Origin of the sequence: Streptomyces dysideae, assembly GCF_001514305.1 — a bacterium.
In the GTDB taxonomy this organism is placed as follows: Bacteria; Actinomycetota; Actinomycetes; order Streptomycetales; family Streptomycetaceae; genus Streptomyces; species Streptomyces dysideae.
The window spans coordinates 56,480-81,631 of the sequence record NZ_KQ949095.1; the positions used below are offsets into that span (position 1 = coordinate 56,480).

The 25,152-nt window shown below is 73.8% G+C and carries 19 protein-coding genes and 2 pseudogenes; 9 read left to right on the forward strand and 12 right to left on the reverse strand.

Translation table 11 applies throughout. The features are described 5' to 3' along the window. Positions 1-8: 8 nt before the first annotated feature. Both AQJ91_RS28785 and AQJ91_RS28790 read right to left on the reverse strand, forming a co-directional pair. Positions 9-2,702 (reverse strand): bifunctional acetate--CoA ligase family protein/GNAT family N-acetyltransferase, encoded by a 2,694-nt coding sequence (locus AQJ91_RS28785; protein WP_067027303.1) that lies wholly within the window; start codon positions 2,700-2,702, stop codon positions 9-11. Between the two features lie 118 nt (positions 2,703-2,820). Then, positions 2,821-5,205, reverse strand: a complete 2,385-nt coding sequence (locus tag AQJ91_RS28790; protein ID WP_067027305.1) for a phosphoketolase family protein — start codon at positions 5,203-5,205, stop codon at positions 2,821-2,823. Between the two features lie 36 nt (positions 5,206-5,241). Here AQJ91_RS28790 and ppk2 point away from each other — a divergent pair, with 36 nt between their 5' ends. Further along, a complete protein-coding gene (gene ppk2 / locus AQJ91_RS28795) occupies positions 5,242-6,045 on the forward strand; it encodes a polyphosphate kinase 2 (protein ID WP_067027307.1) in 804 nt (267 codons plus the stop codon). Positions 6,046-6,059: 14 nt separating this feature from the next. On the opposite strand, the gene AQJ91_RS28800 is transcribed toward ppk2, so the two are convergent. The 4 genes from AQJ91_RS28800 to AQJ91_RS28815 form a co-directional block, all read right to left on the reverse strand. Then, on the reverse strand, positions 6,060-6,932 hold the full coding sequence (locus AQJ91_RS28800; RefSeq protein WP_067027525.1) for a universal stress protein: 873 nt from the start codon (positions 6,930-6,932) through the stop codon (positions 6,060-6,062). A 5-nt stretch (positions 6,933-6,937) separates the two neighbouring features. Continuing rightward, on the reverse strand, positions 6,938-7,960 hold the full coding sequence (locus AQJ91_RS28805; RefSeq protein WP_067027309.1) for a zinc-dependent alcohol dehydrogenase: 1,023 nt from the start codon (positions 7,958-7,960) through the stop codon (positions 6,938-6,940). A 25-nt stretch (positions 7,961-7,985) separates the two neighbouring features. Next, positions 7,986-8,891, reverse strand: coding sequence for a universal stress protein (locus AQJ91_RS28810; RefSeq protein ID WP_067027311.1), 906 nt, complete (start codon positions 8,889-8,891; stop codon positions 7,986-7,988). A gap of 149 nt (positions 8,892-9,040) precedes the next feature. Further along, the gene (locus tag AQJ91_RS28815; protein WP_067027313.1) at positions 9,041-9,670 is read right to left on the reverse strand and encodes a DoxX family protein; all 630 of its coding nucleotides are present in this window, start codon (positions 9,668-9,670) and stop codon (positions 9,041-9,043) included. A 306-nt stretch (positions 9,671-9,976) separates the two neighbouring features. Between AQJ91_RS28815 and AQJ91_RS54615 the strand changes: the two are divergent. After that, positions 9,977-10,529 (forward strand): annotated as a pseudogene (locus tag AQJ91_RS54615) (hypothetical protein); the annotation flags it as partial. Here AQJ91_RS54615 and AQJ91_RS28825 read toward each other — a convergent pair. After that, positions 10,491-11,423 (reverse strand): carbamate kinase, encoded by a 933-nt coding sequence (locus AQJ91_RS28825; RefSeq protein WP_067027317.1) that lies wholly within the window; start codon positions 11,421-11,423, stop codon positions 10,491-10,493. The pseudogene AQJ91_RS54615 and the gene AQJ91_RS28825 overlap by 39 nt on opposite strands. A gap of 204 nt (positions 11,424-11,627) precedes the next feature. Here AQJ91_RS28825 and AQJ91_RS28830 point away from each other — a divergent pair, with 204 nt between their 5' ends. The 4 genes from AQJ91_RS28830 to AQJ91_RS28845 all read left to right on the forward strand — a co-directional run bounded on the left by AQJ91_RS28830 (position 11,628) and on the right by AQJ91_RS28845 (position 14,763). Further along, a complete protein-coding gene (locus AQJ91_RS28830; protein ID WP_067027319.1) occupies positions 11,628-12,092 on the forward strand; it encodes a Crp/Fnr family transcriptional regulator in 465 nt (154 codons plus the stop codon). A 41-nt stretch (positions 12,093-12,133) separates the two neighbouring features. Further along, positions 12,134-12,769 (forward strand): CBS domain-containing protein, encoded by a 636-nt coding sequence (locus AQJ91_RS28835; protein WP_067027321.1) that lies wholly within the window; start codon positions 12,134-12,136, stop codon positions 12,767-12,769. Between the two features lie 147 nt (positions 12,770-12,916). Continuing rightward, positions 12,917-13,621 (forward strand): response regulator, encoded by a 705-nt coding sequence (locus AQJ91_RS28840; protein ID WP_067027323.1) that lies wholly within the window; start codon positions 12,917-12,919, stop codon positions 13,619-13,621. Between the two features lie 134 nt (positions 13,622-13,755). Further along, positions 13,756-14,763, forward strand: coding sequence for an Acg family FMN-binding oxidoreductase (locus AQJ91_RS28845; RefSeq protein WP_067027325.1), 1,008 nt, complete (start codon positions 13,756-13,758; stop codon positions 14,761-14,763). A gap of 201 nt (positions 14,764-14,964) precedes the next feature. Here the strand turns inward: AQJ91_RS28845 and AQJ91_RS28850 are convergent, their stop codons facing one another. Continuing rightward, positions 14,965-17,661: a cation-translocating P-type ATPase gene (locus AQJ91_RS28850; protein WP_107122562.1), complete on the reverse strand. Its 2,697-nt coding sequence runs from the start codon at positions 17,659-17,661 to the stop codon at positions 14,965-14,967. Between the two features lie 2 nt (positions 17,662-17,663). Beyond that, a complete protein-coding gene (locus AQJ91_RS28855; protein WP_067027327.1) occupies positions 17,664-18,545 on the reverse strand; it encodes a universal stress protein in 882 nt (293 codons plus the stop codon). Between the two features lie 289 nt (positions 18,546-18,834). Between AQJ91_RS28855 and AQJ91_RS28860 the strand changes: the two genes are divergently transcribed. The 3 genes and pseudogenes from AQJ91_RS28860 (at position 18,835) to AQJ91_RS56100 (ending at position 20,533) form a co-directional block, all read left to right on the forward strand. Continuing rightward, positions 18,835-19,701 (forward strand): universal stress protein, encoded by an 867-nt coding sequence (locus tag AQJ91_RS28860; protein ID WP_067027329.1) that lies wholly within the window; start codon positions 18,835-18,837, stop codon positions 19,699-19,701. Positions 19,702-19,785: 84 nt separating this feature from the next. Next, a pseudogene (locus tag AQJ91_RS58415) lies at positions 19,786-20,043 on the forward strand (ATP-binding cassette domain-containing protein); the annotation flags it as partial. Further along, complete coding sequence (locus AQJ91_RS56100; RefSeq protein ID WP_267891243.1) at positions 19,934-20,533, forward strand: ATP-binding cassette domain-containing protein; 600 nt, start codon at positions 19,934-19,936, stop codon at positions 20,531-20,533. The pseudogene AQJ91_RS58415 and the gene AQJ91_RS56100, both read left to right, overlap by 110 nt. Before the next feature lie 9 nt (positions 20,534-20,542). Here AQJ91_RS56100 and AQJ91_RS28870 read toward each other — a convergent pair whose 3' ends face one another. From AQJ91_RS28870 to AQJ91_RS28880, 3 genes are all read right to left on the reverse strand, one after another. Continuing rightward, positions 20,543-21,520 carry an Acg family FMN-binding oxidoreductase gene (locus AQJ91_RS28870; RefSeq protein WP_067027529.1) on the reverse strand — a complete coding sequence of 326 codons (978 nt, stop codon included), beginning with the start codon at positions 21,518-21,520 and terminating at the stop codon, positions 20,543-20,545. Between the two features lie 492 nt (positions 21,521-22,012). After that, positions 22,013-24,382, reverse strand: coding sequence for a glycoside hydrolase family 65 protein (locus AQJ91_RS28875; protein WP_067027333.1), 2,370 nt, complete (start codon positions 24,380-24,382; stop codon positions 22,013-22,015). Next, positions 24,379-25,152, reverse strand: a complete 774-nt coding sequence (locus AQJ91_RS28880) for an HAD family hydrolase (RefSeq protein WP_067027335.1) — start codon at positions 25,150-25,152, stop codon at positions 24,379-24,381. The genes AQJ91_RS28875 and AQJ91_RS28880 overlap by 4 nt, the downstream gene beginning before the upstream one ends.

Here is a 25,152-nt window from a genome sequence, read left to right on the forward strand (position 1 = left end):
GTCCCTCCTCAGCGGAGTCGGCGCAGATACGGGTCGTGGGGCCTGCCGGGCAGCAGGCGTACGCGCGCATCGAGCACGGTGGCTCCGCCCGGTGTCGCGAGAACGGGGTTGAAGTCGGCCTCGGCGAGCTGCGGCAGGTCGCTCGCCATACGGGACAGCCGCAGCAGGAGCCGTTCGAGCGCTTCGAGGTCGACGGGCCGGGCGCCGCCCGCGCCGAACAGGAGCGGGGCGCAGCGCGGGGCCGTGATCAGGTCGTGCACGTCGTGGTCGGTGAGCGGGGCGAGCCGGGCGGCGTGGTCGGCGAGGACCTCGGTCGCGGTGCCGCCGAGCCCGAACAGGACGAGCGGTCCGAAGACCTGGTCCTGGACGACGCCGGCGAACAGCTCGGTGCCGCGGTCGGCGAGGGGCTGCACGACGACTCCGGTGAGCAGGCCGGCGAACCGGGTCTCCAGGTCCCGGAAGGCGGCCCGGACCTGGGAGTCGCCCCGCAGGTCGAGGTGGACGGCGTGCTCGGCGGTCTTGTGCACCAGGCCGGGCCAGTAGCCCTTCATCACCACCCGGCCGTCGGCGCCGCGCAGCCGTTCGGCGGCGAGGACGGCGCCGTCCTCGGTGTCCGCCCAGGCCCAGGTCAGCTGGGGGATGCCGTAGCACTCGAGGAGTTCGGCGCAGGCCCGCGGGTCGAGCCAGCCGCCGTCCGGGTGGGCGTCCAGGTATGCCTCGACGACGGCGTGGGCGCGCTCGGTCTCGATGCCGTCCAGGTCGGGGACCGTCCCGGCGGGCCGCGCGAGCCAGGCCGCGCGGCGGGCGGCGTGGGCGAGCGCCCGTGCCGCCGCCTGGGGTTCGGCGTAGGACGGGACGGTGCCGCCTCGGTGGACGGGCAGCAGCTCGACGGGCAGGCCCTGTTCGAGCCGTACCGCGGCGATCGGCTTGGGTCGTCGTGCGGGGGCCCGGGTGAGGGCTCGGACGAGGTCGTCGCCGGTCGCCGCGGCGACCGCGGTGGGCACGAGGGCCACGAGGACGGCGTCGATGCCGCCGTGCCGCATGATCCGGTCCACACAGTTCGTGAGCTGCTCCTCGGACACGGCGGCGGTGGCGTCGACGGGGTTGCCGACGGCGGCGCCGTCCGGGAGTACGGCGAGCAGGTGGTCGATCAGTTCGGGGGTGGGCGCCGGGAGCTGCAGCCCGGCCTCGGCGCAGGCGTCCGCGGCGAGGACGCCCGCGCCGCCCGCGTTGGTGACGATCGCGACGCGGGGTCCGGCGGGCAGGGGCTGGGAGTGCATCAGGGCGGCGGCCTCCAGAAGTTCGCCGCAGGAGTGGGTGGCCGTGATGCCGGCCTGGGTGAAGAGGGCGCCGCGGGTCATGGTGCGGGTGGCGGCGGCCGCGGTGTGCGAGGCGGCGGCGCGGCGGCCCGCGTCGGTGCGTCCGGCGTCGACGGTCAGCACCGGCATGCGGCGGGTGACACGGCGGGCGGTGCGGGAGAACGCGCGCGGGCTGCCGAAGGACTCCAGGTGCAGCAGGGCGAGGTCGGTGCGGCCGTCGCTCTCCCACCACTGGAGCATGTCGTTGCCGCTGACGTCGTACTTGTCGCCGAGGGACGCGAAGGACGAGACGCCGATGCCGAGCCGGGACAGCCCGTCGAGGAGGGCGATGCCGACGCCGCCGGACTGCACGGCGACGCCCGCGGTGCCGGGGCGCGGGTGGCCGGCGGCGAAGGTGGCGTCGAGGCGCAGGGCCGGGTCCGTGTTGGAGAGGCCGAGGCAGTTGGGGCCGACGAGCCGCATGCCGTACGAGCGGCAGGCCGCCAGGAGGTCCTGGGCCTGGCCGGCGTCCAGCCCGGCGGTGACGACGAGGAGGGCACGTACGCCCGCCTTGCCGCACTCCTCGGCGGTGTCCGGGACGGTGGCGGCGGGTACCGCGACGACCGCGAGGTCGGGGGTGATGGGCAGAGCGCTGACCGAGGGGTGGCAGGGCACCCCGAGGATCGAGCTCGCGGCGGGGTTCACCGCGAACAGCCGCCCGGTGTAGCCGCCCGCGTGCAGCTGGTGCAGGACCGCCCGGCCCACCGAGCCGGGCTTGCGTCCGGCGCCGACGACGGCGACCGACTCCGGCCGCAGCAGGGGTTCGAGACTGGCGACGCCGGCGGCCCGGCCGCGTTCCTCCACGGCCGTGAGGTAGGTGTCGCTCTCGTCGAGGCCGATGGTGCAGCGCACCTCCGGGCCCTCGAAGCGGCGGGCGGTACGCAGGCCCAGGTCGGTGAAGAGCCGCAGCACCTCGTGGTTCTCGCTCAGCGCGTCGGCCGTGAAGGTGCGGATGCCCTCGGCGCGGGCGGCCGAGACGAGGTGCTCGACGAGGAGGGTGCCGACGCCCCGGTGGTGCAGTCCGTCGGAGACCGCGATGGAGATCTCGGCCGTGTCGCCGCTGCCGCCGCTGTCGTACTCGGCGAGGCCGATGACCCGGCCCGCGGTCTCGGCCAGCAGGGCCCGGTAGCCGGGGTGCTCCGGGGCGCAGGCCCGGTCGGCGGCCAGGCGGGCCGACCGGTGGCTGGCGGCGAAGAACCTCAGGCGCAGGTTCTCCGGGGACATCTCCTCGTAGAACCCTTCCAGCTGTTCGTGATCACTCCGCCGCACGGGACGGATGCACACGGTGGTGCCGTCCGCGAGCAGGGCGTGGACCGGGGGCCGGCTGAGTGTGTCGTCCGTCATCGCGGGTCTCCTCCAGGTCTTTCTCGACACCTTCAGCGTCCAGCGGAACGGACACCGGCCCCAGGGGCTGTCCGGGCGGTCCGGGTGGGCCGGTCGGCCCTCATAGGAAGGCCGGGTCTCAGCTGTTCCAGGCCCACTCCGCGATCTCCGGCAGATCGGTGCCGTGCTCACGGATCCACGCGTCGTGGCGCGTGCGCGCGTCCGCCATCTCCTGCCGTACGGCCGCCGCACGCACCGCGAGGCCGGGGACGCGGTCGATGACGTCCATGACCAGCCGGTAGCGGTCGAGGTCGTTGCGGACGACCATGTCGAACGGCGTGGTCGTCGTCCCCGACTCCTTGTAGCCGCGCACGTGCAGGTTGTGGTGGCCGGTGCGGCGGTAGGCGAGCCGGTGGATCAGCCACGGGTAGCCGTGGTAGGCGAAGATCACCGGTTTGTCCCCGGTGAACAGGCCGTCGTACTCGAAGTCGGTCATGCCGTGCGGGTGTTCCTCGCGCGGCATCAGCCGGGTCATGTCGACGACGTTGACCACGCGGACGGCGAGGTCGGGCAGGTGCCGGCGCAGCAGCTGGGCGGCGGCCAGGACCTCCTGGGTGGGCACGTCGCCGGCACAGGCGAGGACCACGTCGGGTTCGCCGCCGTTCTCGGTGCCGGCCCAGTCCCAGATGCCGGCGCCGCGGGCGCAGTGGGCGCGGGCCTGGTCCATGGACAGCCAGTCGAAGCAGGGCTGTTTGCCGGCCACGACGACGTTGACGTAGTCGCGGCTGCGCAGGGCGTGGTCGGCCACCGAGAGCAGGGTGTTGGCGTCCGGCGGCAGGTAGACGCGGACGACCTCGGGGCTCTTGTTGAGGACGTGGTCGACGAAGCCGGGGTCCTGGTGGGAGAAGCCGTTGTGGTCCTGACGCCAGACATGCGAGGTCAGCAGGTAGTTGAGCGAGGCGATCGGCGCGCGCCACGGCAGCGCCCTGGACGTCTTCAGCCACTTGATGTGCTGGTTGACCATGGAGTCGACGATGTGCACGAACGCCTCGTAGCAGGAGAACAGCCCGTGCCGGCCGGTCAGCAGATACCCCTCCAGCCAGCCCTGGCAGGTGTGTTCGGAGAGGATCTCCAGCACCCGGCCGTGCCGGTCGAGGTGTTCGTCGACCGGGAGCATCTGGGCCTGCCAGGCCTTGCCGCTGGCGTCGAAGACGGCCTGGAGGCGGTTGGAGGCGGTCTCGTCGGGGCCGACGACGCGGAAGTCGCGGCGGGCCGAGGTGGCCTTCATGACGTGTTCGAGGAGGTCGCCGAGGATCCGGGTGGGCTCGTGGAGGGTGGTGCCGGGCTTGTCGACGGGTACGGCGAAGCGGTCCAGGTCGGGCATCGGCAGGTCGCGCACGAGCAGGCCGCCGTTGGCGTGCGGGGTGCCGCCGAGCCTGCGGTCGCCGTCCGGGACGCAGGCGAGGACGTCCGCGACGGGCCTGCCGTCGTTGTCGAACAGCTCCTCGGGGTGGTAGGAGCGCAGCCACGCCTCCAACTGCCGCAGGTGCTGGGGGTTTTCGCGGACCTCGGCCAGCGGGACCTGGTGGGCGCGCCAGGTGCCCTCGACGGGTACGCCGTCGACCTCGGCGGGTCCGGTCCAGCCCTTGGGGGTGCGGAGCACGATCACGGGCCAGTGCGCGCGCTCGGCGACACCGTCCTCGCGGGCCGTGCGCTGGAGCAGGGCGATACGGTCCACCGCGTCGTCCAGGGCCCGGGCCATGGCGCGGTGGACGGCGGCCGGGTCGTCGCCGGTGACATGGATCGGTTCGTGGCCGTAGCCCCGGAGCAGGGCGTCGAGTTCGGGCTCGGGCAGCCGGGCCAGCACCGCCGGGTTGGCGATCTTGTAGCCGTTGAGGTGCAGGATCGGCAGGACGGCGCCGTCGCGGACGGGGTCGAGGAACTTGTTGGAGTGCCAGGACGCGGCCAGCGGGCCGGTCTCCGCCTCGCCGTCGCCGATCACACAGGCGACCAGCAGGTCCGGGTTGTCGAAGGCGGCGCCGTACGCGTGCGACAGGGCGTATCCGAGCTCGCCGCCCTCGTGGATCGACCCCGGTGTCTCGGGGGCCACATGGCTGGGCACGCCGCCGGGGAAGGAGAACTGCCGGAACAGCCGCCCCATGCCCGGCTCGTCACGGCCGACGTCCGGATAGGTCTCGCTGTAGGTGCCCTCCAGCCAGGAGTTGGCGAGCACCGACGGGCCGCCGTGGCCGGGGCCCCACACGCACAGGGCATCCAGGCCGCGCGCCTTGATCAGGCGGTTGAGGTGCGTGTACACCAGGTTCAGGCCCGGTGAGGTGCCCCAGTGGCCGAGCAGCCTGGGCTTGATGTGCTCCGGCTTCAGGGGCTCCCGCAGGAGCGGGTTGGCGAGCAGGTAGATCTGCCCGGCGGCCAGATAGTTGGCGGCACGCCAGTGGGCGTCCAGGGTGCGCAGCTCGTCGTCGGTCAGTACGGTGCTGCTGTCCTGGTGTGCGACCTTCGGCATGAGTGACTCCACACGTCATCGAGGGGAAGTGGCGGCATGGCCGGCAACAAGGCGGAGAAGCTGCCGCGCAAGGCGTACGAGAAGGAACTGCTGCGTCTGCAGACGGATTTGGTGAAGCTGCAGGAGTGGGTGCGCTCGGAGGGCGCCCGCCTGGTCGTCGTCTTCGAGGGGCGGGACGCGGCGGGCAAGGGCGGCACCATCAAGCGGGTCTCGGAGCACCTCAATCCGCGCGTGGCCCGGATCGCGGCGCTGCCGACACCGACCGAGCGCGAGCGGACGCAGTGGTACTTCCAGCGGTACGTCGAGCATCTGCCGGCCGCCGGGGAGATCGTGCTGTTCGACCGCAGCTGGTACAACCGGGCCGGCGTCGAGCATGTGATGGGCTTCTGCACCAAGGAGGAGTACCAGCTGTTCCTGCGGCAGTGCCCCATCTTCGAACGGATGCTCGTCGAGGACGGGATCCTGCTGCGCAAGTACTGGTTCTCGGTGAGCGACACCGAGCAGCAGGAACGCTTCCGGCGCCGCCTGGAGGATCCCCTGCGGCGCTGGAAGCTGTCCGGGATGGACCTGGAGTCGATCACCCGCTGGGAGGCGTACTCCCGGGCCAAGGACGAGATGATGGTGCACACCGACATCACCGAGGCGCCCTGGTACGTCGTGGAGAGCGACGACAAGCGCCGGGCCCGGCTGAACATGATCGCGCACCTCCTGGAGTCGGTGCCCTACCACGAGGTGCCGCCGACGGTGCTGGAGCTGCCGGAGCGGCCGCCGTCGACCGGCTACGAGCGCCCGCCGCGCGATCTGCAGACCTACGTCCCCGATCACGCGGCGCGCCTGTAAGCCGGTCACGGCCCTCACGCCTCGTGCGGTACGACGACCACCGGGCAGGCCGAGTGGTGCAGTGCCGTGTGGGCGACCCTGCCGAGCTGGAGCCCGAAGTGCCCGCCGTGCCGCCTGGCCCCGACGACCAGCAGGTCGGCGCGGTGCGAGAGGTCGACCAGCACCCGGCGGGCGTGGCCCTCGACGATCCGGCTGTGCACCTCGACGTCGGGCGGGGCGTCCCGCAGGGCCTCGGCGAGGGTCTCCTCGGCCTGCTGCTCGTGCAGCCGGGCCGGGGCGTCGGCGAGCAGCGGGTGGTCGGTGGTCTCGTGCGCGGGGCACCGCCAGGCCCGTACGGCCTCCAGGGGCACCCCGCGGCGCCGGGCCTCCTCGAAGGCGAACCGGACCACGGCTGAGTCCTTGGGGTCGGCTCCGACGCCCACCACGACCCGGCCGTGCACCGGGGGCGTCGCCTGGTTGTCGTGGCTGCCGCGCAGCACGATCACCGGGCAGTCGGCGTTCGCGGCCACCGCCAGGCTGACCGAGCCGAGCAGCCGTTCGGTGATGCCGCTGCGGCCGCGGGTGCCCACGACCAGCGCACCGGCGTGCCGGCCCTCACGCACCAGGGCGTACTCGGGCTCTTCGAACACCACGTCGGCGGAGACCTCCAGGCCGGGCTGCCGGGCGCGGGCGCGCCGGGCGGCACCGGTGACGACGTCCTGGGGCGACACCTCCGAGGGCTGCTTGCCGAGGTCCCGGGCGAGGGCCGCGCCCTCGTAGCGCTCCCACAGGCAGGCGTACACCAGGCGCAGCCGCACGCCGCGCAGGACGGCCTCGTCGGCGGCCCAGTCCACGGCGCGCAGGCTCGGTTCGGAGCCGTCGACGCCCACGATCAGGGGCAGGTCCATGATCGTCACCTCCCCGCGCCCAGGTCGAAGACGATGCGGGCCTTGACCTGGCCGCGCAGCACGTCGTCGATGGACTCGTTGACGGAGTCCAGCGGGCGGGTCTCGCAGATGACCCTGGTACGGCCGGCCGCGTGCAGCTGGAAGACCTCGGCGAGGTCCTGCCGGGTGCCGACGATGGAGCCGATCACCGAGGTGCCGTTGAGGACGGTGTCGAAGATCGGGACCTGCACGGTGCCGTGCGCGGGCAGCGCGACCATGACCAGCTTGCCGCCGCGCCGCAGCCCGGAGTTGACGGCGGCGAAGGCGTTCTCGTTCACGGCGAGGGCGATCGCCGCGTGGGCTCCGCCGTACCGCTTGAGGACCTCGCCGACGTCGTGCTTGCGGGCGTCGATGGTGAAGTCGGCGCCGAGTTCCGCGGCGAGTTCGAGCTTCTCGTCGGTGACGTCGATGGCGGCGACGGTGGCTCCGGCGATCTTGGCGTACTGCACGGCCAGGTGGCCGAGCCCGCCGACTCCGGAGATCGCGACGAGCTGGGTGGGCTTGACGTCGGCGACCTTGAGCGCCTTGTACGTGGTGACGCCGGCGCAGGTCAGCGGGGCGGCCTCGACGGCGGTGACGCCCTGCGGGACGGGCTGGGCGTAGTCGGCCCAGGCCAGCATCTTCTCGGCGTATCCGCCGTCGCAGCCGTAGCCGGTGTTGATCTGCTGCTCGCACAGCGTCTCCCAGCCGGACAGGCAGTGCTCGCACCGCCCGCAGGCCTTGCCGAGCCACGGCACGGCGACCCGCTGGCCGATGCTCAGGTGGGTGACGCCGTCGCCGAGCTTCTCGACGAGGCCGACGCCCTCGTGGCCGGGCACGAACGGCGGGTTCGGCCTGACCGGCCAGTCGCCGTGCGCGGCGTGGATGTCGGTGTGGCACAGGCCGGAGGCCTCGACCCGGACACGGACCTGTCCGGGGCCGGGCTCGGGGTCGGGGCGCTCCTCGATGACAAGGGGCGCGCCGAACTCTCGTACGACCGCTGCCTTCATGGGGTCAACTCCTCGGTTCCAGGTGTCAGTTGTGGGCAACGACCGCTACGGGGGCCGTGGCGTGGTGCAGGACGGCGTGGGTGACGGGGCCGATGTGGGCGCCGAACGGGCTGCGGCGGATCCGGCGGCCGACGACGACCAGGGAGGACTCGCGGGCGGCGTCCACCAGCTGGTAGGCCGGGCTGCCGGACCGGGACTCCTCGGTGACCTCGACGTTCGGGTACTTCTGGCGCCAGGGGCGCAGGGCCTCGGTGAGGGCGACGGCCTGCTGCCGGGAGATCTCGTCGTGCAGCTCCAGGTCGGCGGAGAGGCCGTAGACGTAGTACGGCGGCAGGTTCCAGCCGTGGATCACGCGCAGGCCGGTCCCGCGGCGGGCGGCCGCCTCGAAGGCGAACTCGATCACCGTGTCGTCGGGGCTCGCCGCGTCCAGGCCGACGACGACGGGCCGGTAGGGCGTGGCGGCCGACGGGATGCCCGCCGGGTCGGTCTGGTGCTCGTCGGCGGCCTGTTCTCCGGCGCGGACGAGGACGACGGGCCGTTCGGTGTGCGCCACGACGGACTGGCCGACGGAGCCGACCAGAAAACCGCCGAAGCCGCTGAGCCCGCGGGAGCCGAGGACGAGCAGTTCGGCGTCCTCGGCCGCCTTGGTCAGGGCGTCGGCGGAGCCGCCGGTCCGCTGCTCCACGGTCACCTCGACGCCGGGGTGGCGCAGCCTGATCCCCTCGGCGGCCTCGCGGGGAATCCGCTCGCTCCAGTGCTGCTGCGTCTCGGCGCCGAGCAGCGGGGCCTGCGCCATGGGTTCCGGGACGGGCTCCCACACGTGGACGATCTTCATCGGCAGGCCGCGCAGCTTCGCCTCGCGGGCCGCCCACTCGGCCGCGGCCCGGCTTTCGGGCGAGCCGTCGAGACCTGCGACAACAGTGCGGACCATGGTGGTGCCTCCTGATCGGGGATCGGTGTCCAGCGTCGGTTCGGGGTGGGTGTCAGGTGCAGGGGCCGCAGGTCCCCTGCCGGGGCCGACCGGCCCAGCGGGCGTGCGCGGCGGGCCCCGGGGCGGGGGGCCCGCCGTGCCTTCCGCGGTCAGCGCAGCCAGGGGTTGCGACTGACGAAGGAGATCCGGGCCCATGCCCTGCCGAGTCCCCAGGTGGCGCCGGCGGACACGGCGGCCAGGGCGATCAGGACGACGGCGTAGACGACGTGGTACTCGGCGAACGGGTTGGTCGACATGCTCGGCGACCCGTCGGAGAGGTGCTTGGCGGGCGGCCACTCGGCGATCCACATCAGCGCCATCATGGCGGTGCCGGCCACGGCCGCGAGCCGCAGCCCGATGCCGAGGGTGACCGCGAGTCCGACGCCGAGCAGGCCGAGCATGAACAGCCAGTTCGCCCAGGCCGCCCCGGCCCAGTCGTGGAAGGTGGACTCCATCGGCCCGGCGGCCACTCCGCTGAGGAAGCCCTTGGTCGGCGAGCCGCCGTCGATCCAGCCGTTGCCGGACCGGGTGGCGTAGCCGAAGCCGAAGGTCTTGTCGAGGAAGGCCCACAGGAAGATGAACCCGGTCAGCAGACGCAGGGTCGCGAACGCGTAGGCCGCGGTGGCGGTGGTGGCGGCGACCTCCGGCACGGCGCCGTCGGAGACGGACGCGGGCCGGTTCCTGCGGAGCGACGGCAGGTGGAACCCGTGGCTCCGGTGAGGGTGCTCGTGCACGGCCATGATGGTGATCCCTTCAGGACGGATTCCTTGGGTGCACGACTCACTCTGGAGGCGCGGGACGGCTCCCGCCGGATGCCGAAGGTCGGCGGCCGTGGGGCTGAACGGCCCCTTCCACGGGACCTGTCGGACCGGTCGGCCTGGGGGCGGGCGTGCGGGGTGCGTCCTGAGGTCAGGGGGTGGGTGGAGCTCCGTGACGCAGGGGCCGGGCGGGCAAGCCTCGGAGGCGCCCTCGCGTGACGGCCGGGATCACCGTGCTGGGGCCCCTGCTGAGGCTCGCGGCCGAGCCTGACCGGCCGGCCCCGTCGAGGGGCTGATGCCGGCGTGGCCGGGATGCGCGACGTGGACGACTGTGTCCGCGGGCCCGCGCCAACCCCGGGTTGCTCGTCCACCGCTACGGCTCCCCGCCTGTTCCCGCAGGACTTCCGCCGCCGTGCCCTGGCCGCCGTCGACGAACAGAGCGGCCCGGTCCGCTGGTTCGTTCTGAACACGGAGGCGAACGTCGAGGTGGACATCACCGCCCGGGACTCGGTCGACGCGAGGTGCGCTCGGGGGCGGGGGGCGCGGGCGGCTGCGCGGGCGCGGGCACCTGGGCGGCGGGCTGAGCCGGGCCCTGGGCCGCCGCGAGCCGGCCCGGCGCGCGATCGTCTTCGCGTCGGCCCGGGTGAAGCAGGATCTGCTGGACGACCTGGCGGCGCACGATCCGGCCGACTCGGTGGGCCGGGAGCCGATCTTCTCCACGCTGCCCACGGCCGTGGCCGCGTACCGGGCGGGGAGCCGCGACGGTCGCTGGGCGGCGACCGTCCCGGGGCGGCGACCGCCTTCAGGCGACCGGCAGATCAGGGCGTACGAGGGTGCCTGAGCGGCCGTGCACGATCTCGTACGCCGCGTCCAGGGCGCCGATCGCGGCGAGTTCGCCGGTGTTCTCGACGAACCGGGCGGCTGCCTCTGCCTTGGGGCCCATCGAGGCGTCGGGGTAGTGGGCGTCGCGGAGTTCGGTGGGGGTGACGTCGAGGACGGCCCGCTGGTCGAGGGTGCCGTAGCCGGCGTAGACGTTCGGGACGTCGGTGAGGACGAGCAGGAAGTCGGCCTTGAGTTCCTCGGCGAGCAGGGCGGCGGCGAGGTCCTTGTCGACGACCGCCTCGACGCCGCGCAGCGCGCCGGTGGCCCAGTCGGAGACGACCGGGATCCCGCCGCCGCCCGCGCAGACCGCCACGGTCCCCATCTCGAGCAGCACGCGGACGGTGTCGGACTCCAGGATCCGCTCGGGCGCGGGCGCGGGGACCCGGCGCCGCCAGCCGTCGTTGTCCTCGGCGTCTTCGGCCAGGTGCCAGCCGTGCTTGGCGGCGAGGAAGTGGGCCAGCTTGCGGGAGTATGCCGGTCCGACGGGCACGGTGGGCCGTCCGAAGGCCGGATCGTCGGCCTGTACCTGGGTGTGGGTGAGCAGATTGACGACCCGGCGCCCGGGCAGCACGTCCCGCAGGGCGCGCACCAGGAGGGTGCCGATCACGCCCTGGGTCTGGGCGCCGAGCAGGTCCAGCGGGTAGGGGGCGTTGAGCGAGGGGTCGGCGGTGCTCTCGGCGGCGAGCAGGTCGAGCTGGGGTGCGTTGCCGTGGGTGACGACGAGTTCGTGCTCGTGGGCGAGGGCCGCGACCGCGGTGGCGACCCGGACGATGTTCGTCCGCTGGATGTCCGCGTCGGGGCGTTCCCCCCGGTGCAGCAGGGCGTTGCCCCCGAGGGAGACGACGATACGCATGGCTCAGCCCCTTTCGGCCGCGTGGTCCTCGGCGCCGGTGTCCGAACCCATCGAACGGCGCCCCGCTCGCCGGCACAGGGTCCTGAAGGGCACCGGCGGATCGCCGGCCGGCCCGGTCCCGGGGGCCGGGTGGCCCCTGGCCCGGCCGGCGCCGCGTGCGCACGCTGATGGTGGTAGCTCCGTACGTCCCGCTGGAGGCACGCCATGAACGCACCCGCAACGACGAGCATGCCGCGGGCGCTGCCTGCCGAGCACCGGGAGCGGCTGCTGCGGATCGCCCGGGAGGTGTCGTTCCCGCAGGGCGCCCGGCTGTTCGACGAGGGCGGTCATGCCGACCGGTTCTGGATCATCCGTACCGGCACGGTCGATCTCGACATGCGCGTGCCCGGCCGCCGGGCTGCGGTCATCGAGTCCCTCGGGCACAACGAACTCGTCGGCTGGTCCTGGCTGTACCCGCCGTACAGCTGGCATCTGGGCGCCGAGGCGGCCTCGCCGCTGCGGGCGTTCGAGTTCGACGCCACGGTCGTACGTGAGCTGTGCCGGCAGGATCCCGAGTTCGGCCGGAACATCGCCCGCTGGGTGGGCGAGGTCGTGGCCCACCGGCTGCACGCGGCCCGCACCCGGCTGCTGGACCTGTACGCCCCCTACGGCAGCGGCAGCCGAGGCTGACCGCCTCCGTGCCGGAAGGCCGAACCGATCGAGGAGTCACCGTGCCCGGTTCCCCGCACATCGTGAGCGACGTGATGACGCGTGCCGTCGCCACCGTCGGTCGTGACGCCGCGTTCAAGGACATCGTGCGGACCATGCAGGACCGCAAGGTCAGTGCGCTGCCCGTGGTGGACGGCGGGCAGCGCGTCGTCGGGATCGTGTCCGAGGCCGATCTGCTGCCCAAGGAGGAGTTCCGGGACAGCGACCCCGACCGGTACACCCAGCTGCGCCGACTGTCCGACCTGGCGAAGGCCGGTTCGGTGACCGCGGACGAGCTGATGACCGCCCCCGCCCTCACCGTCCGGGCCGACGCGACCCTCGCGCAGGCGGCGCGGACCATGGCACGGGCCAGGGTCAAGCGGCTGCCGGTTGTCGACGAGGCGGGCCGGCTCGAGGGGGTCGTCAGCCGGGCCGACCTGCTGAAGGTGTTCCTGCGGGGCGACGAGGACATCGCGGAGGAGGTCCGGAGGGAGGTCGTCGCGTACCTCTTCCCGGGGCCGGGGTCGGCGGTGCGGGTCGAGGTCCGGGACGGTGTCGTACGGCTGGTCGGGCGAGTCCGGGACACGTCCCTGGTACCGGTGGCGGCGCGGCTGGTGCGGGCGGTGGAGGGAGTCGTGGACGTCGAGTTCCAGGTCTGAGTCCGACGACCCCGCCTACGGAGGGCCCCGGGCGTGCCGCGGGCGCGAGTAGGGCCGGTCGGCCCTAGTACGTCCGGCGCCGACGCGTCATGATCGTCGGCAGAGGCGGCCCGCAGTCCGTCGCTTCCCGGGGAACAAGGGGTCGACATGACCGAGGCACGCACCTTCACGGCGCAGAACCCGATCCGGGTCTTTCTGCTGGACGACCACGAGGTCGTCCGGCGCGGTCTGTCCGACCTGCTGGACGCCGAGCCGGACATCTCCGTCGTCGGCGACGCCGAGAACGTCGAGCACGCGCTGGTCCGGGCCCCCGCCGTACGTCCGCACGTCGCCGTCCTCGACGTGCGGCTGCCGGACGGCGACGGCATCACGGTCTGCCGTGAGCTGCGCAGCCGGATGCCGGAGCTGGCGGTGCTGATGCTGACCTCGTTCGACGACGAGGACGCCCTGCTGGACGCGATCATGGCCGGGGCGTCGGGCTATGTGCTGAAGCAGATCAGGGGCTCGGACCTGGTTTCGGCGGTGCGCACCGTCGCCTCGGGCCAGTCGATGCTGGACCCGGCGACGACGGCCCGGCTGATGCGTTCGCTGCGTGCCGAGCCCGTCGAGGCACCGCCCGAGGCGCCGGAGCTGGCGGGGCTGTCCCCGCGGGAGAAGGAGATCCTCGCGCTGATCGGGGACGGTCTGACCAACCGTGAGATCGGCAAGCGGCTCTACCTGTCGGAGAAGACCGTCAAGAACCACATCTCCCGGCTGCTGGCGAAGCTGGGCGTGCAGCGGCGCGTGCAGGCCGCGGTGCTCGCCACGCACCTGGAGCAGCCCGAGCCGACGGGCGACCGTCCGGCGCGCTGAGCCGCAACGGGGCCGTCCGGGCGGTCTGTTGGGCTGTACGGCCCCTGCCGGACCGCTGCTGGGCGGGGCCAGGCTGGGCAGGGTCATCGTGCAGCCCCACCGCCCCTTTCGGTGCGGGGCGGGGAGGAGCCATCATGCCCACCGCGCTTCCCGACGGACCGACCCTGGAGAACCTCGTCTCCGCGTCCGTGGCCGCTCCCTCGATCCACAACACCCAGCCCTGGCGGTTCCGGTTCACCCCGGACACGGCCACCCTCGAGATCCGGGCCGCCGCGGACCGCGGCCTGCGCCACACCGACCCGTCGGGGCGTGCGCTGCACGTCTCCGTCGGCTGCGCCCTGCTGAACCTGCGGATCGCGGTGGCGCACTTCGGCTGGGAGCCGGTGACCCGGCTGCTGCCCCGGCCCGGCGAACCCTACCTGCTGGCCACGGTACGGCTGGGCGGTCCCGCCCGGTCGTCGGCGGTCCCGCGGCTGTACGAGGCCCTGTGGCACCGGCGCAGCAGCCGGCTGCCGTTCTCCGACCGGCCGCTGCCCGCCGCCGTGCTGGCCGAGCTCGCCGAGGCCGCCCACTCGGAGGGTGCCCTGCTGGGCCGCCCCGGGCCCGCCGCGACCGACCGGCTGCTGCGGGTGACGCGGGAGGCGGAGCACCGCACCACGGCCGACCCGGACCGGGCCGCGGAGAGCCGGCGCTGGGTCCAGGAGCCGGACCACACGGGGCTCGGGGTGCCCCCGGCGGCCGTCGGCCCGCAGGACTACCGCGGCCACGTCCCGATGCGTGATTTCGGCGCTCACCGCCACCCGGCCGGCCTGTCCGCCCGCGCTTTCGAGACCCGGCCGTCGGTCGCCGTCCTGTCCACCGCGCACGACCGCCGCACGGACTGGCTGCGGGCCGGGCAGGCCCTCCAGCGCGTGCTGCTCGTGGCCACCGCGCACGGCGTCCGGGCGTCGCTGCTGCACCAGGCCCTGGAGTGGCCCGACCTGCGCGACCGGCTGGCGAACGCACCCGACGACGACCGGCGGTCGCACGCCCAGATGGTGTTCCGCCTGGGGTACGGCCCGGAAGGGGCGCCCTCGCCGCGTCGTACGGCGTCCCAGGCGCTGGAGGGGAGCGCCGTGTCGGTGCTCGGTGAGGTCCGTTGACCGGATGTGCACCTCGGCGCCTCGCATGGCTGAGCGAGCGCGGCATCCGGCACGTGTCGCAATCCCGCTCAACTCCCCGACGGGAACATGCTGGTGGTCGCCGGTCGCCGCCGGCGCCTTCGCGCTCCCGTCGTGAAGGAGAGGTTCGGGCCGGCCGCGGTGGCGGCGCCGGCAGGCGGCCCCGGAGCGCCACCTGGCCTTCTACCGCGCGCTCGGCTGAACCAGTCGCCGGGCTCCGCGTACGGCCAGTTCGACCAGCAGTACCGTGAACGCGGTGCCCAGGCACAGGGCCCACTGGGTCGGGCTCAGTGCCACCGTGCCGAACACCGTGCGCGCCCACGGGAGGTGGACGGCGACGACCTGTATGGCCAGCACGCCGGCCAGGCACAGCCACAGGGTCCGGTTGCGGAGTTGGTAGCGGCCCAGGATGGGGCCGTCGTCCGCGCGCGCGCTGAGGGAGTTGAACAGCTGGAACAGGACGAACGTGGTGAACGCCATGGTCAGCGCGGTGTCCGTGCCGACCCGGTCGCGGGCCAGGGCCAGCACGCCCACGGTGCCCAGGGCCATGACCGCGCCCGCCCTGGTGATGGCCAGGAGCCTGCGGGCGTCCAGGATGCGCTCCCCCGGGTCGCGCGGCGGGTGTTTCATCACGTCGTCGCGGGCCGGGTCGACGGCCAGTGCCATCGCGGGCGGGCCGTCCATGATGATGTTGATCCACAGGAGTTGGGCCGCCGTCAGCGGGGCGGGCAGGCCCGCCACGGAGGCACCCAGCAGGGTGAGGATCGCGCCGACATTGGTGGCCAGCTGGAAGCGGACGAACTTGACGATGTTGTCGTAGATCGCGCGTCCTTCACGGACGGCCCGGACGATCGTGGAGAAGTCGTCGTCGGTGAGGACCACGTCGGCGGCCTCCTTGGCCACGTCGGTGCCGGTGCGGCCCATCGCGACGCCGATGTGCGCGGCCCGCAGCGCCGCCGCGTCGTTCACGCCGTCGCCGGTCATGGCGACGATGTGACCGCGGCTCGACAGGGCCCGCACGATCACGACCTTGTGCTCGGGGGCGACCCGGGCGAACACCCCTATGCCGTCGACGCGTGCGGAGAGCTCCTCCTCGGTCATCCGGTCCAGCTCGGCGCCGGTCACGACGTCGCCCTCGATGTCCAGTTCACGGGCGATCGCCCGCGCGGTGTCGGCGTGGTCGCCGGTGACCATCTTCACGGCGACGCCCGCCGAGCGGCACAGCGCCATCGCGTCCCGGGCCTGGGGACGGGGCGGGTCGGCCAGGCCGGCGATCGACACCAGGGTCAGACCGGGGAGCGCCGCTGACGGGTCCGGCAGTTTGTCCACCACTGCGGTGGCGGCGCCGAGGACGCGCAGTCCCGCGCCGCCCAGACGGGTGGTCACGTCGAGGATCTCGGCGCGGTGCCGGTCGTCGAGGTCGCGGACGCCCTCCTCGGCCAGCCCGTCGGTGCACAGGTCCAGCAGGACGTCCACCGCGCCCTTGACGTGGACGCGGGTGCGGCCGTCGGGTTCGGTGTGGAAGGTGGCCATGTACTTGGTGGCCGCGTCGAAGGGGAGCTCGCCGGTGCGCGGCAGGTCGGCCCGCAGTGCGTCGGCGTCCATGCCGGTCTTCGCGGCGAGGACGACCAGCGCGGCCTCGGTCGGGTCGCCGACGAAGCCGTCGTCGGTGAGGCGGGCGTCGTTGCAGATCGCGAAGGGCAGGACCGCGGAGAGGAGCTGGGCGGAGCGTCCCTCGGCGCCGCGGACGGCGCCCTGGGTGTCGTAGCCCTCGCCGGTGACGTCGTAGAGCTGCCCGGCGGTCCAGAGGGCCCGTACGGTCATCTCGTTGAGGGTCAGGGTGCCGGTCTTGTCGCTGCACACGACCGTCGCCGAGCCGAGGGACTCCACGGAGGCCAGGCGTTTGACGATGGCGCCGCGGCGGGCCATGCGGTACACGCCCAGTGCCAGGGTCAGCGCCAGCACGGCGGGCAGTCCCTCGGGGATCGCGGCGACGGCGAGGGCCACGGCCCGCAGGGCGATGTCGCCCAGGGCCTCGCCGCGGATCAGGGCGACGAGGGCGTAGGCGGCGACGGCGACACCGCTGAGCAGGGCGAGGCGGCGGCCGAGGCTGTCGAGCTGGATCTGGAGCGGGCTGGCCGGTTCCTCGCCGGTGCGCAACGCCTCCGCGATCGCGCCGAGTTCGGTGCGCATGCCGGTGGCCGTGACGATCATCTCGGCGCGGCCCCGGGTGACAGCGGTGTTCATGAACAGCATGCCGGTGCGCTCGGCCAGCGGTACCGGGCCGGTGGCGGCGGTGCTCTTGGCGACCGGCTGGGACTCGCCGGTGAGGGCCGCCTCGGCGACCTCCACCGACTCCGCGACGGTGAGCCGGCCGTCGGCGGGGACCCGGTCGCCGGCCTCCAGCAGGACCACGTCGCCGGGGACCAGAGTGTGGGCTTCGACCACGCGTTCCACGCCGTCGCGGCGGACCCGGGCGGTGGGCACGAGCATCCGGCGCAGCGCTTCCAGGCTGCGTTCGGCGCGGCGCTCCTGGAGGTAGCCGAGGACGGCGTTGATCTGCAGGACGACGGTGATGACCACGGCGTCCTTGATGTCCCCGATGGCTCCGGCGACCACGGCGGCGATCAGCAGGATGCCGATGAGCCAGTTGCGGAACTGGTCGAGGAACTTGAGCCATTCGGGCCGCCGGGCCGGTTCGGCCAGCCGGTTCGGTCCATGGGTGGCCGTGCGTTCGGCGGCCTCCCGGGTGCTCAGTCCCGTCGCCGGGTCGACACCGAGCCGGGCCGCCACCTGTGCGGGTGCCAGCTGGTGGACGTCCGGGCGCGGGCCCGGGGCGAGTGTTTCCGGTGCGGCCTGCGCCGTCCCCCTCCCGTCCACGGTCACTCCTCGCCCGGGCGGACGACGACGACCGGGCAGTGCGCGTGGTGCAGCACGGCCTGGCTGACCGAGCCGAGCAGCAGCCCCCTGAAGCCGCCCAGTCCGCGGGCCCCGACGACGACGAGCCCGGCGTCGGCGCTGGCCTCGATGAGCGAGGCCCGGATGCGGCCGCGTACCAGCCTGCGGTGCACGGAGACGTCCGGGTACTTGTCGCGCAGTCCGCCGAGCGCCTCGGCGAGCACCCGCTGCTCCTCGTCGCGCAGCCGGTCCTCGTCGTACGTCACGAAGGGCGGGTCGCCGGGGCCGTCGTAGGCCCGCTCGGTGTGGGGGTTCCAGGCGTGCAGCGCCAGCAGGTCGGTGGTGTGCAGGGAGGCCTGCGCGAAGGCGAACTCGACGGCTGCCCGGGAGGCGGGTGAGCCGTCGACGGCGAGCAGGACGGGGCCGGACGGGTTCTGCCTGCCGCGCACCACCATCACCGGGCAGGCGGCGTGGGCGGCCAGATGGCCGGCGGTGGAGCCGAGGAGGATGCTGCCGAAGCGGCTCAGGCCCCGGCTGCCGACCACGGCCAGCGATGCCGTGCGCGACTCGATCTCCAGCACGGTCACCGGGTCGCCGACGACGACCTCCCGCAGGACCTCGAGCCCGGGCGCGGCCTCACGGGCGCGCCGTTCGGCCTTGGCGAGAGTGCCGTCGACCAGCTCGCGCAGTCCGGCGCCGGTCGGGTTCCAGGGTGCGCCGCCGGGTGGCAGATGGGCGGCCGGCCAGCCGAAGGCGTGCACGAGCCGCAGCCCGACCCCCCGCAGCCCGGCCTCGCGCGCCGCGGCCTCCACGGCCGTCATGCTCGACGGTGAACCGTCCACTCCCACGACAACCGGGCCGTTCATCGCTCTCCCCTTTCCGGGCAGGGTCCCCCGCCGGGTTCCGTGCGACCGGGCGAGGGCAGCCCCGGGCGGCCGGGCCCCGGAGGGCCCGGCGACACCGGCCGGCCCGGCCCTCGCCTCGCTCTTGTGCTTCCAGCGTCGCCCTGCCGCACGTATCGCGCACAGGGCCGTCCGGGCCCCGGGGCGCCCCGTCCGGCCCTCGCCCGCGCTGTGGCCCGGGCCGGATGCTGGAAGCGGAACTGATGCGCGGCAGTCCGGCACCGGGCCGTCGCACCGACACCGGAGGTGCGTCATGACCGGACCCGTCGTCGTGGGACTCGACGGTTCGCCCGCGAGCGTGACTGCCGCCTGGTGGGCCGCCTACGAGGCCGCGGAACGGCATCTGCCCGTGGTGCTCCTGCACTCCTGGAGCACCCAGCCGCTCGACGTGCCGATCGCACAGGCGGCGCCCACCAAGCAGCAGTACGGCGAGGAGGTCCTCCAGCGGACCGCGGCCGAGCTGCTCCACCGGTACGGCGATCTGGCCCTGACCACGGAACTGGTGTCGGAGCCCGCCGCCCAGGCCCTCCTGGAACACGGTCAGAGCGCGTCGATGCTCGTCCTCGGGTCGCGCGGCTACGGCTCCGTGGCGAGCTTCCTGCTCGGCTCCATCAGCCAGCACGTCCTGGGCCTGGCCCCGTGCCCGGCCGTCGCCGTCCGGGCGGGCGACCCCGCCGTCGAGGCGGGCTACGAACATCCCGCGGCGCCGGACCGCGACGAGGTCGTGGTCGGACTGCAGGAGCTGGGAGCGGCCGCCGCGACTCTGCTGGAGTTCGCCTTCGTCGCGGCCGAGACACACGGAGCGCGCCTGCGGGTGGTCCGGGCGCTGCCCCTGTCCTCGCTGGTCACCGACTCCGAAGTGGACCTCGAGGCCGAGGAGCGCACACGGCTGGCCGAGGTGCTCGCGCCGTGGCGGGAGAAGTTCCCGGACGTGCCGGTCACGAAGCACGTCGCGACGGGCCCCGCCGCGCAGGTGCTGCTGACCGCCTCCGCGCAGGGCTGCCTCACGGTCGTGGGCCGCAGGCTCCACCCGTCACCCCTGGCCTGGAAGCTCGGGCCGGTCGCACACGCGGCCCTGCATCACGTGCCGGGCCCCGTCGCCGTGGTCCCGCACGACTGAGCGGCACGGCGGCACGACCACCAGGGGCCGGCCGACCCTCCACCAGGCTCGAAGCGAAGCCCTGGCGACGGTCGAGGTGATGTCATGAACGCCCCTGTGGAACCCCCGGGCACCGGGCGTACCGTGCTGGACTGCGCGCACCTGGTCCGGCGGTTCGGCGACCGCACCGCCGTCGACGACGTGAGTCTGCGCATCGCGCCGGGTGAGACATACGGTCTGCTCGGGCCGAACGGTGCGGGCAAGACCACGACGATCAGGATGGTGTGCGGTCTGCTGCGCCCCGACGCCGGCACAGTGCACGTGGCGGGGCGGGCGGTGGGCACGGCCGCCGGGCCGGCCAAGCAGCTCATCGGTTTCGTCCCCGCAGGACGTGGCGCTCTCCCCGGATCTCAGGGGCCGGGAGAACCTCCGCTTCTTCGGCCGCCTCTACCGCCTGCCGCGCCGTCCTCTGGAGCGCCGGGTCGACGAGGTGCTGGAGCTGATCGACCTCACCGCGCGGGCCGGCGACCGGGTCGACTCCCTGTCCGGCGGCATGCGCAGGCGCCTCAACATCGGCGCCGGACTGGTGCATTCACCGACGCTGCTGGTGCTGGACGAGCCGACGGTCGGGGTCGATCCGCAGAGCCGGCACGCGATCCTGGAGAGCGTCACCCGGTTCGGCGAGGAGGGCATGGCCATCCTCTACACCACGCACCACACGGAGGAGGCCGAGCGGCTGTGCGACCACGTCGGGCGGCGATCCTGCCTGACCTGGCCGTGCTTCGCCGCGGTGCTCCTCACCCTGGCGTCCGTGCTGCTGCGGCGTCGGCTGACCGGCGGTCCGGGAATGTGAGCGCGGTCCTCACACGATCTCGAGCACGTCGCCGATCGGGCGGCGCGGGGTCCCGGGTCCCGAGGGCCCGTACCCGAGGCGCAGCACCATCTGGACGAAGCCCATGGCCGAGCCGGGGTCCCGGGCCAGTGCGCGCAGGTCCTCGCGTTCCAGGCTGTGGGACGTGAGGGAGGTGACCAGGCCGTGGTGGGTGGCCAGCAGGAGGACGCGTTCCATGGCCTGGCCCGCCCGCAGCCAGTCGGCGGGGTGGTCGTCGATCGTGCCCAGCAGGGCCAGGTGCGGGGTGGTCTCGAAGACGGCCGCCGGACGGCCGGGGACGGTGCGCCGGCCGGCGAAGTCCCGGACCGGGGCCCGGCCGCCCGTCTTGCGCGGCCCGAAAGCTCGCTCCGGGATGCCGTCGGCGCTCTCCGTGCCGATGCGGGTCCACCGCCGCAGCTCCTCGAGCCGCTCGGGCTCCACGAGGTCGCGCCCCTCCACGTCGCGGATGTCGTCCAGCAGCGACTCCACATGCCACAGGTCCGGGAAGACCAGCAGCGCGCCCTCCCGCTCTGCGGCATCGCGCAGCGCGTCCTGTACGCCGGCCGGAACCGGCCTGTCCTCGAACGGTTCGCGGCTGGTGTGCCGGCGCTCGATCGCCGGGAACAGCAGGGCCAGGTCGCCGTCGGGGCGGTCGGTGTCGACGATGTGCACGGTGGCGAGCAGGTGCGAGTCGGCCGGGTCGGGGAGCAGCCGCACCTCGGCGGACCGGCCCAGGTGGGCCGCTGCGACGCGGAGGTTGCACAGCGCCGCGCCGCAGCCGAGGTGGAGGGCACGGTTGTCGGGGTCGGTGTGCGGCATCGCCCGGTCGAGGTCGGCCCGCAGTTCGAGGACCCGGTCGGCGGACCGGAAGCGGAACCGCCACGGCTGGGCGTTGTGCAGCGTGGGCGCGGCCGTGGCCGCGGTGACCAGGGCCGTGGCGGTGGTCGTGTCGAGTGGCTGCGCCGGCATGGGGCGCACCTCCCCTCCGGGGGCGGGACGGGTCGTGTGCGGTCGGAGTCGGGGGAGGCCGGCGCCGTCCGTGCGCAGGGGCCCGGGGGCGCGGAAGAGCAGGTCCGAGCGGGCCGGCCTGGCGAACCGGGTCCGTCCGTTCCTGTCGTGGTCGTTCCAGTACATCGCGGTCCCCTTTCCCGCGCGGGGGGGGTGCGGCGGCCGGGGACCGCCGGACCGGCCCGCGCGGCCAGCCTCGCGCCCCGGCCGGGCCGGCGGGCAGGGGCCGGACGGGCTCGGCCCGGGTCCATCCGGCCCACGCCCGGCGGTGGCGCTCGCCGCCAGGACAGTGGCGGGGCTTCTTGACCAAGCTCCTATAAGGTCACGGACGCCCGTCCGGTCGCGTGCGATGCCTCCTCCGCGCGGGCCGACATATCCCCTAAAGGACAGCCAGTCGGCGTCGGTCAGTCCGTGAGTCAGACCCGGCGGAGAAGACACATCACATCCTCACTGTCAGTCCGGGAGCACGAGCCGCTCCGTCTCCCCCGGCCGCAGGCACACCGCGCGGTCCGGCAGTCGTAGGTCGATCGGTGAGGCGTCGGACGACGGCACCTCGATCTGGAGCAGTTCGCGCTCCAGGCGCAGCCGTACGCCCCAGTGGCCCTGGTAGCGCAGGGCGAAGCCGTACGAGGACAGCTCCGGCAGCGGTACGGGGTCGAGCCAGAGGGCGCCGCCGCGGGTCTCCAGGCCGGTGAGTCCACGCTGGACCAGGTCGAGGGTGCCGGCCATGGCGCCGAGGTGGATGCCCTCGCCGGTGGTGCCGCCCTGGACGTCGGCGATGTCGCCCTGGAGGGCCTCCTGGCAGAACTTCCAGGCCTCCACCCGCCGGGCCCGGGCCAGTACCCAGCCGTGGACCAGGCCGCTGAGGGTGGAGCCGTGGCTGGTGCGGTGCAGGTAGTAGTCGACGGTGCGGTGCCAGGTGTCCTCGTCGAGCCGCAGGCCCAACCGGCGGAACAGGCCCTGCAGTTCGGCGGGTGCGAAGAGGTAGCCGAGCATCAGGACGTCGGCCTGTTTGGAGGCCTGGTAGTGGTTGACGCTGTCGCCCTCCGCCTCCAGGATCCGGTCCAGGCGGCGGATGTCGCCGTATGTCCTGCGGTAGCCGTCCCAGTCGAGCTCGGCGAGGTCGCCGTAGCCCTCGAACTGGCTGATGACGTCGTCGTGGAAGGGGACGTGCAGGGTGCGGGAGACGTCCTCCCACAGTTCGAGTTCGCCCCCGTCCAGGCCCGTGCGCTCGACGAGTTCACGGCGGCGCGGCTCCGGGAGGGTCTCCACCAGCTCCAGGGTGCGGGTGAGCACCCAGGCGGCCGTGACGTTGGTGTACGCGTTGTCGTCCAGGCCCGGCACCCGCGCGCCGGGGTACGCCTCGTGGTACTCGTCGGGGCCGACCACGCCCTTGATGCGGTGCCGTCCGATGGTCTCGTCGTAGTCGGCGGCGTCGGCCCAGAAGCGGGCGATCTGCAGCAGCATCTCGGCGCCCTTGGTGTGCAGGAACTCGGTGTCGCCGCTGGCCTCGCAGTACTGCCAGACGTTGTAGGCGATCGCCGAGCCGACGTGGTGCTGGAGCCGGGAGTGGTCGGGCAGCCAGCGTCCGGAGCGCGGGTTGAGATGGAGCTGCTGGGTCTCCTCGCGTCCGTCACTGCCGCTCTGCCAGGGGTACATGGCTCCCCTGCGGCCCGCCGCCCGGGCGTTCGTCCGGGCCTGTTCGAGGCGTCGGTGGCGGTAGTGGAGCAGGGCGCGGGAGACCTCCGGGAAGTGCAGGTTGAGGTAGGGCAGGACGAACAGTTCGTCCCAGAAGACGTGCCCGCGGTAGGCCTCGCCGTGCAGTCCCCGGGCGGGTACGCCGACGTCGAGGTCGGCGGTGTGCGGGGAGAGGGTCTGCAGGACGTGGAAGAGGTGCAGCCGCAGGATGCGGCCCGACTCCCCGGGGACGTCGAGGTCGGCCCGGCGCCACAGCTGGTCCCAGGCGGTGAGGTGCGACTCGACCAGCTCGTCGAAGCCGGCCGCCCGGTCCACCCGGTCGACGGCGGCGTACACCGGGTCGCTGATCGCCGGGTCGCGGGAGGTGTGCAGGGCGACCGTCTTGTCGACGGTGACCGCGCGGCCCGGGGCCAGGTCGAGGGTCAGCTGATGGATGGCGTACGGGAGTTCGTGGCGGAGGGTGACGGGTGCGTCGGCGGTGACGCGGGCCGCCATGCCGACGCGGATGTCCGAGGTGCGGGTGCGGCAGCGCAGCCACACCGTGCCGTGGCCGGCGGTGCCGGTGTGCAGGTGGGTCAGGTGACGGCCGTCGAGGTCCCGGTAGCGCGGTACGCCGGAGTTGGTGACGCCGCCGTCGAGGGCGGCCTCGACCTCGAGCGGGCCGGAGAAGCCCTCGGCGGTGAACTCGGTGCGCAGTGCGGCCAGATGGGGGTCGCCCATGTGCACGAGACGCTGTTGGCGTACCGCCAGCTCGCGTCCCTCACCGAGGTCGTAGCGGGTCCGGCGTTCCAGCAGCCCGGCGGACAGGTGCAGGATCTGGCGGTGGTCGAGCACGGTCGCGGTGTCGGGTGTGAGCCAGTGTCCGCCGGGGAGGCGGTAGCGCAGGGGCAGCCAGTTCGGGACGTTGACCATGTCCTCGTTCTCGACCTGGCGGCCCGCGATCTCGGAGGTGAGCCGGTTGTAGGTGCCGGCCACATAGGTGCCCGGGTAGTGCACCTCGTCGGCGGCGCACTCCGGCAGCGTTCCGCGAGTGGCGAGGTAGCCGTTGCCGAGCGTGCACAGCGACTCCCGCAGGCGTTCGTCGGCGGGCCTGTAGCCCTCGTACTCCCAGCTCCAGCCCGTCACTTCGGTGCTCCTCCCACGACCAGTTCCGCGAGGTCCCGTACGACGATGTCGGCGCCGTGCCGCAGCAACCGCGCCCCGGTGTCCGTGCCGGCGGCCCGGTCCACGCCGACCACCAGTGCGAACCCGCCGCGCCTGCCGGCCTCCACGCCCGCGAGGGCGTCCTCGACGACGGCGGCGCGGCCGGCGCCGACGCCGAGTCTGCGGACCGCCTCCAGGAACAGGTCGGGCTCGGGTTTGCCGGCCAGGCCGAGCCGGGCGGCCTCGCCGCCGTCCACGAGGACGTCGAAGAGGTCGAGCACCCCGGCCCGGCTCAGCAGCTCACCGGCGTGCCGGGAGGCGGAGGCCGCGGCACGGGGCACGCCCGCCCGGCGCAGGGCGCGGACCAGCCGTACCGTGCCGGGATAGGCGTCGACGCCGTGCTCGCGCAGCCGTTCGGCGAACAGGCGCTCCTTCTCCGCGGCGACGGCACGCACCGTCTCGTCCGACGCGTCGATGCCGCGTGCGGCGAGGAAGGCGGCGGCGCCGTCCAGTCGGGACTTGCCGTCGACATGGCGCAGGTAGTCGTCGCGTACGTCGAACGGGCGGCGCCGGTCCGGGTCCTCGGGCGGGTGGGCGCGCAGGTGGGCGTCGAAGGCGGTCTTCCAGGCGGCGGCGTGCACCCGGGCGGAGTCGGTGATCACGCCGTCGGTGTCGAAGACGACGGCGCGCACGTCCCGCAGGGCCGGGGCGAGCGTGTCGTCGGACGTCTCGGGGGCGGGGGGTCGGTGCAT

What these genes read in the sequence shown, in the direction of transcription:
- AQJ91_RS28870 (WP_067027529.1), bottom strand. Translation starts at nt 21,520, where the DNA reads ATGCCGGCGCAGCCACTCGACACGACCACCGCCACGGCCCTGGTCACC.
- AQJ91_RS28845 (WP_067027325.1), top strand. Translation starts at nt 13,756, where the DNA reads ATGCCCACCGCGCTTCCCGACGGACCGACCCTGGAGAACCTCGTCTCC.
- AQJ91_RS28840 (WP_067027323.1), top strand. Translation starts at nt 12,917, where the DNA reads ATGACCGAGGCACGCACCTTCACGGCGCAGAACCCGATCCGGGTCTTT.
- ppk2 (WP_067027307.1), top strand. Translation starts at nt 5,242, where the DNA reads ATGGCCGGCAACAAGGCGGAGAAGCTGCCGCGCAAGGCGTACGAGAAG.
- AQJ91_RS28805 (WP_067027309.1), bottom strand. Translation starts at nt 7,960, where the DNA reads ATGAAGGCAGCGGTCGTACGAGAGTTCGGCGCGCCCCTTGTCATCGAG.
- AQJ91_RS28825 (WP_067027317.1), bottom strand. Translation starts at nt 11,423, where the DNA reads ATGCGTATCGTCGTCTCCCTCGGGGGCAACGCCCTGCTGCACCGGGGG.
- AQJ91_RS28800 (WP_067027525.1), bottom strand. Translation starts at nt 6,932, where the DNA reads ATGGACCTGCCCCTGATCGTGGGCGTCGACGGCTCCGAACCGAGCCTG.
- AQJ91_RS28860 (WP_067027329.1), top strand. Translation starts at nt 18,835, where the DNA reads ATGACCGGACCCGTCGTCGTGGGACTCGACGGTTCGCCCGCGAGCGTG.
- AQJ91_RS28855 (WP_067027327.1), bottom strand. Translation starts at nt 18,545, where the DNA reads ATGAACGGCCCGGTTGTCGTGGGAGTGGACGGTTCACCGTCGAGCATG.
- AQJ91_RS28810 (WP_067027311.1), bottom strand. Translation starts at nt 8,891, where the DNA reads ATGGTCCGCACTGTTGTCGCAGGTCTCGACGGCTCGCCCGAAAGCCGG.
- AQJ91_RS28790 (WP_067027305.1), bottom strand. Translation starts at nt 5,205, where the DNA reads ATGCCGAAGGTCGCACACCAGGACAGCAGCACCGTACTGACCGACGAC.
- AQJ91_RS28830 (WP_067027319.1), top strand. Translation starts at nt 11,628, where the DNA reads ATGAACGCACCCGCAACGACGAGCATGCCGCGGGCGCTGCCTGCCGAG.
- AQJ91_RS28785 (WP_067027303.1), bottom strand. Translation starts at nt 2,702, where the DNA reads ATGACGGACGACACACTCAGCCGGCCCCCGGTCCACGCCCTGCTCGCG.
- AQJ91_RS28880 (WP_067027335.1), bottom strand. Translation starts at nt 25,152, where the DNA reads ATGCACCGACCCCCCGCCCCCGAGACGTCCGACGACACGCTCGCCCCG.
- AQJ91_RS28815 (WP_067027313.1), bottom strand. Translation starts at nt 9,670, where the DNA reads ATGGCCGTGCACGAGCACCCTCACCGGAGCCACGGGTTCCACCTGCCG.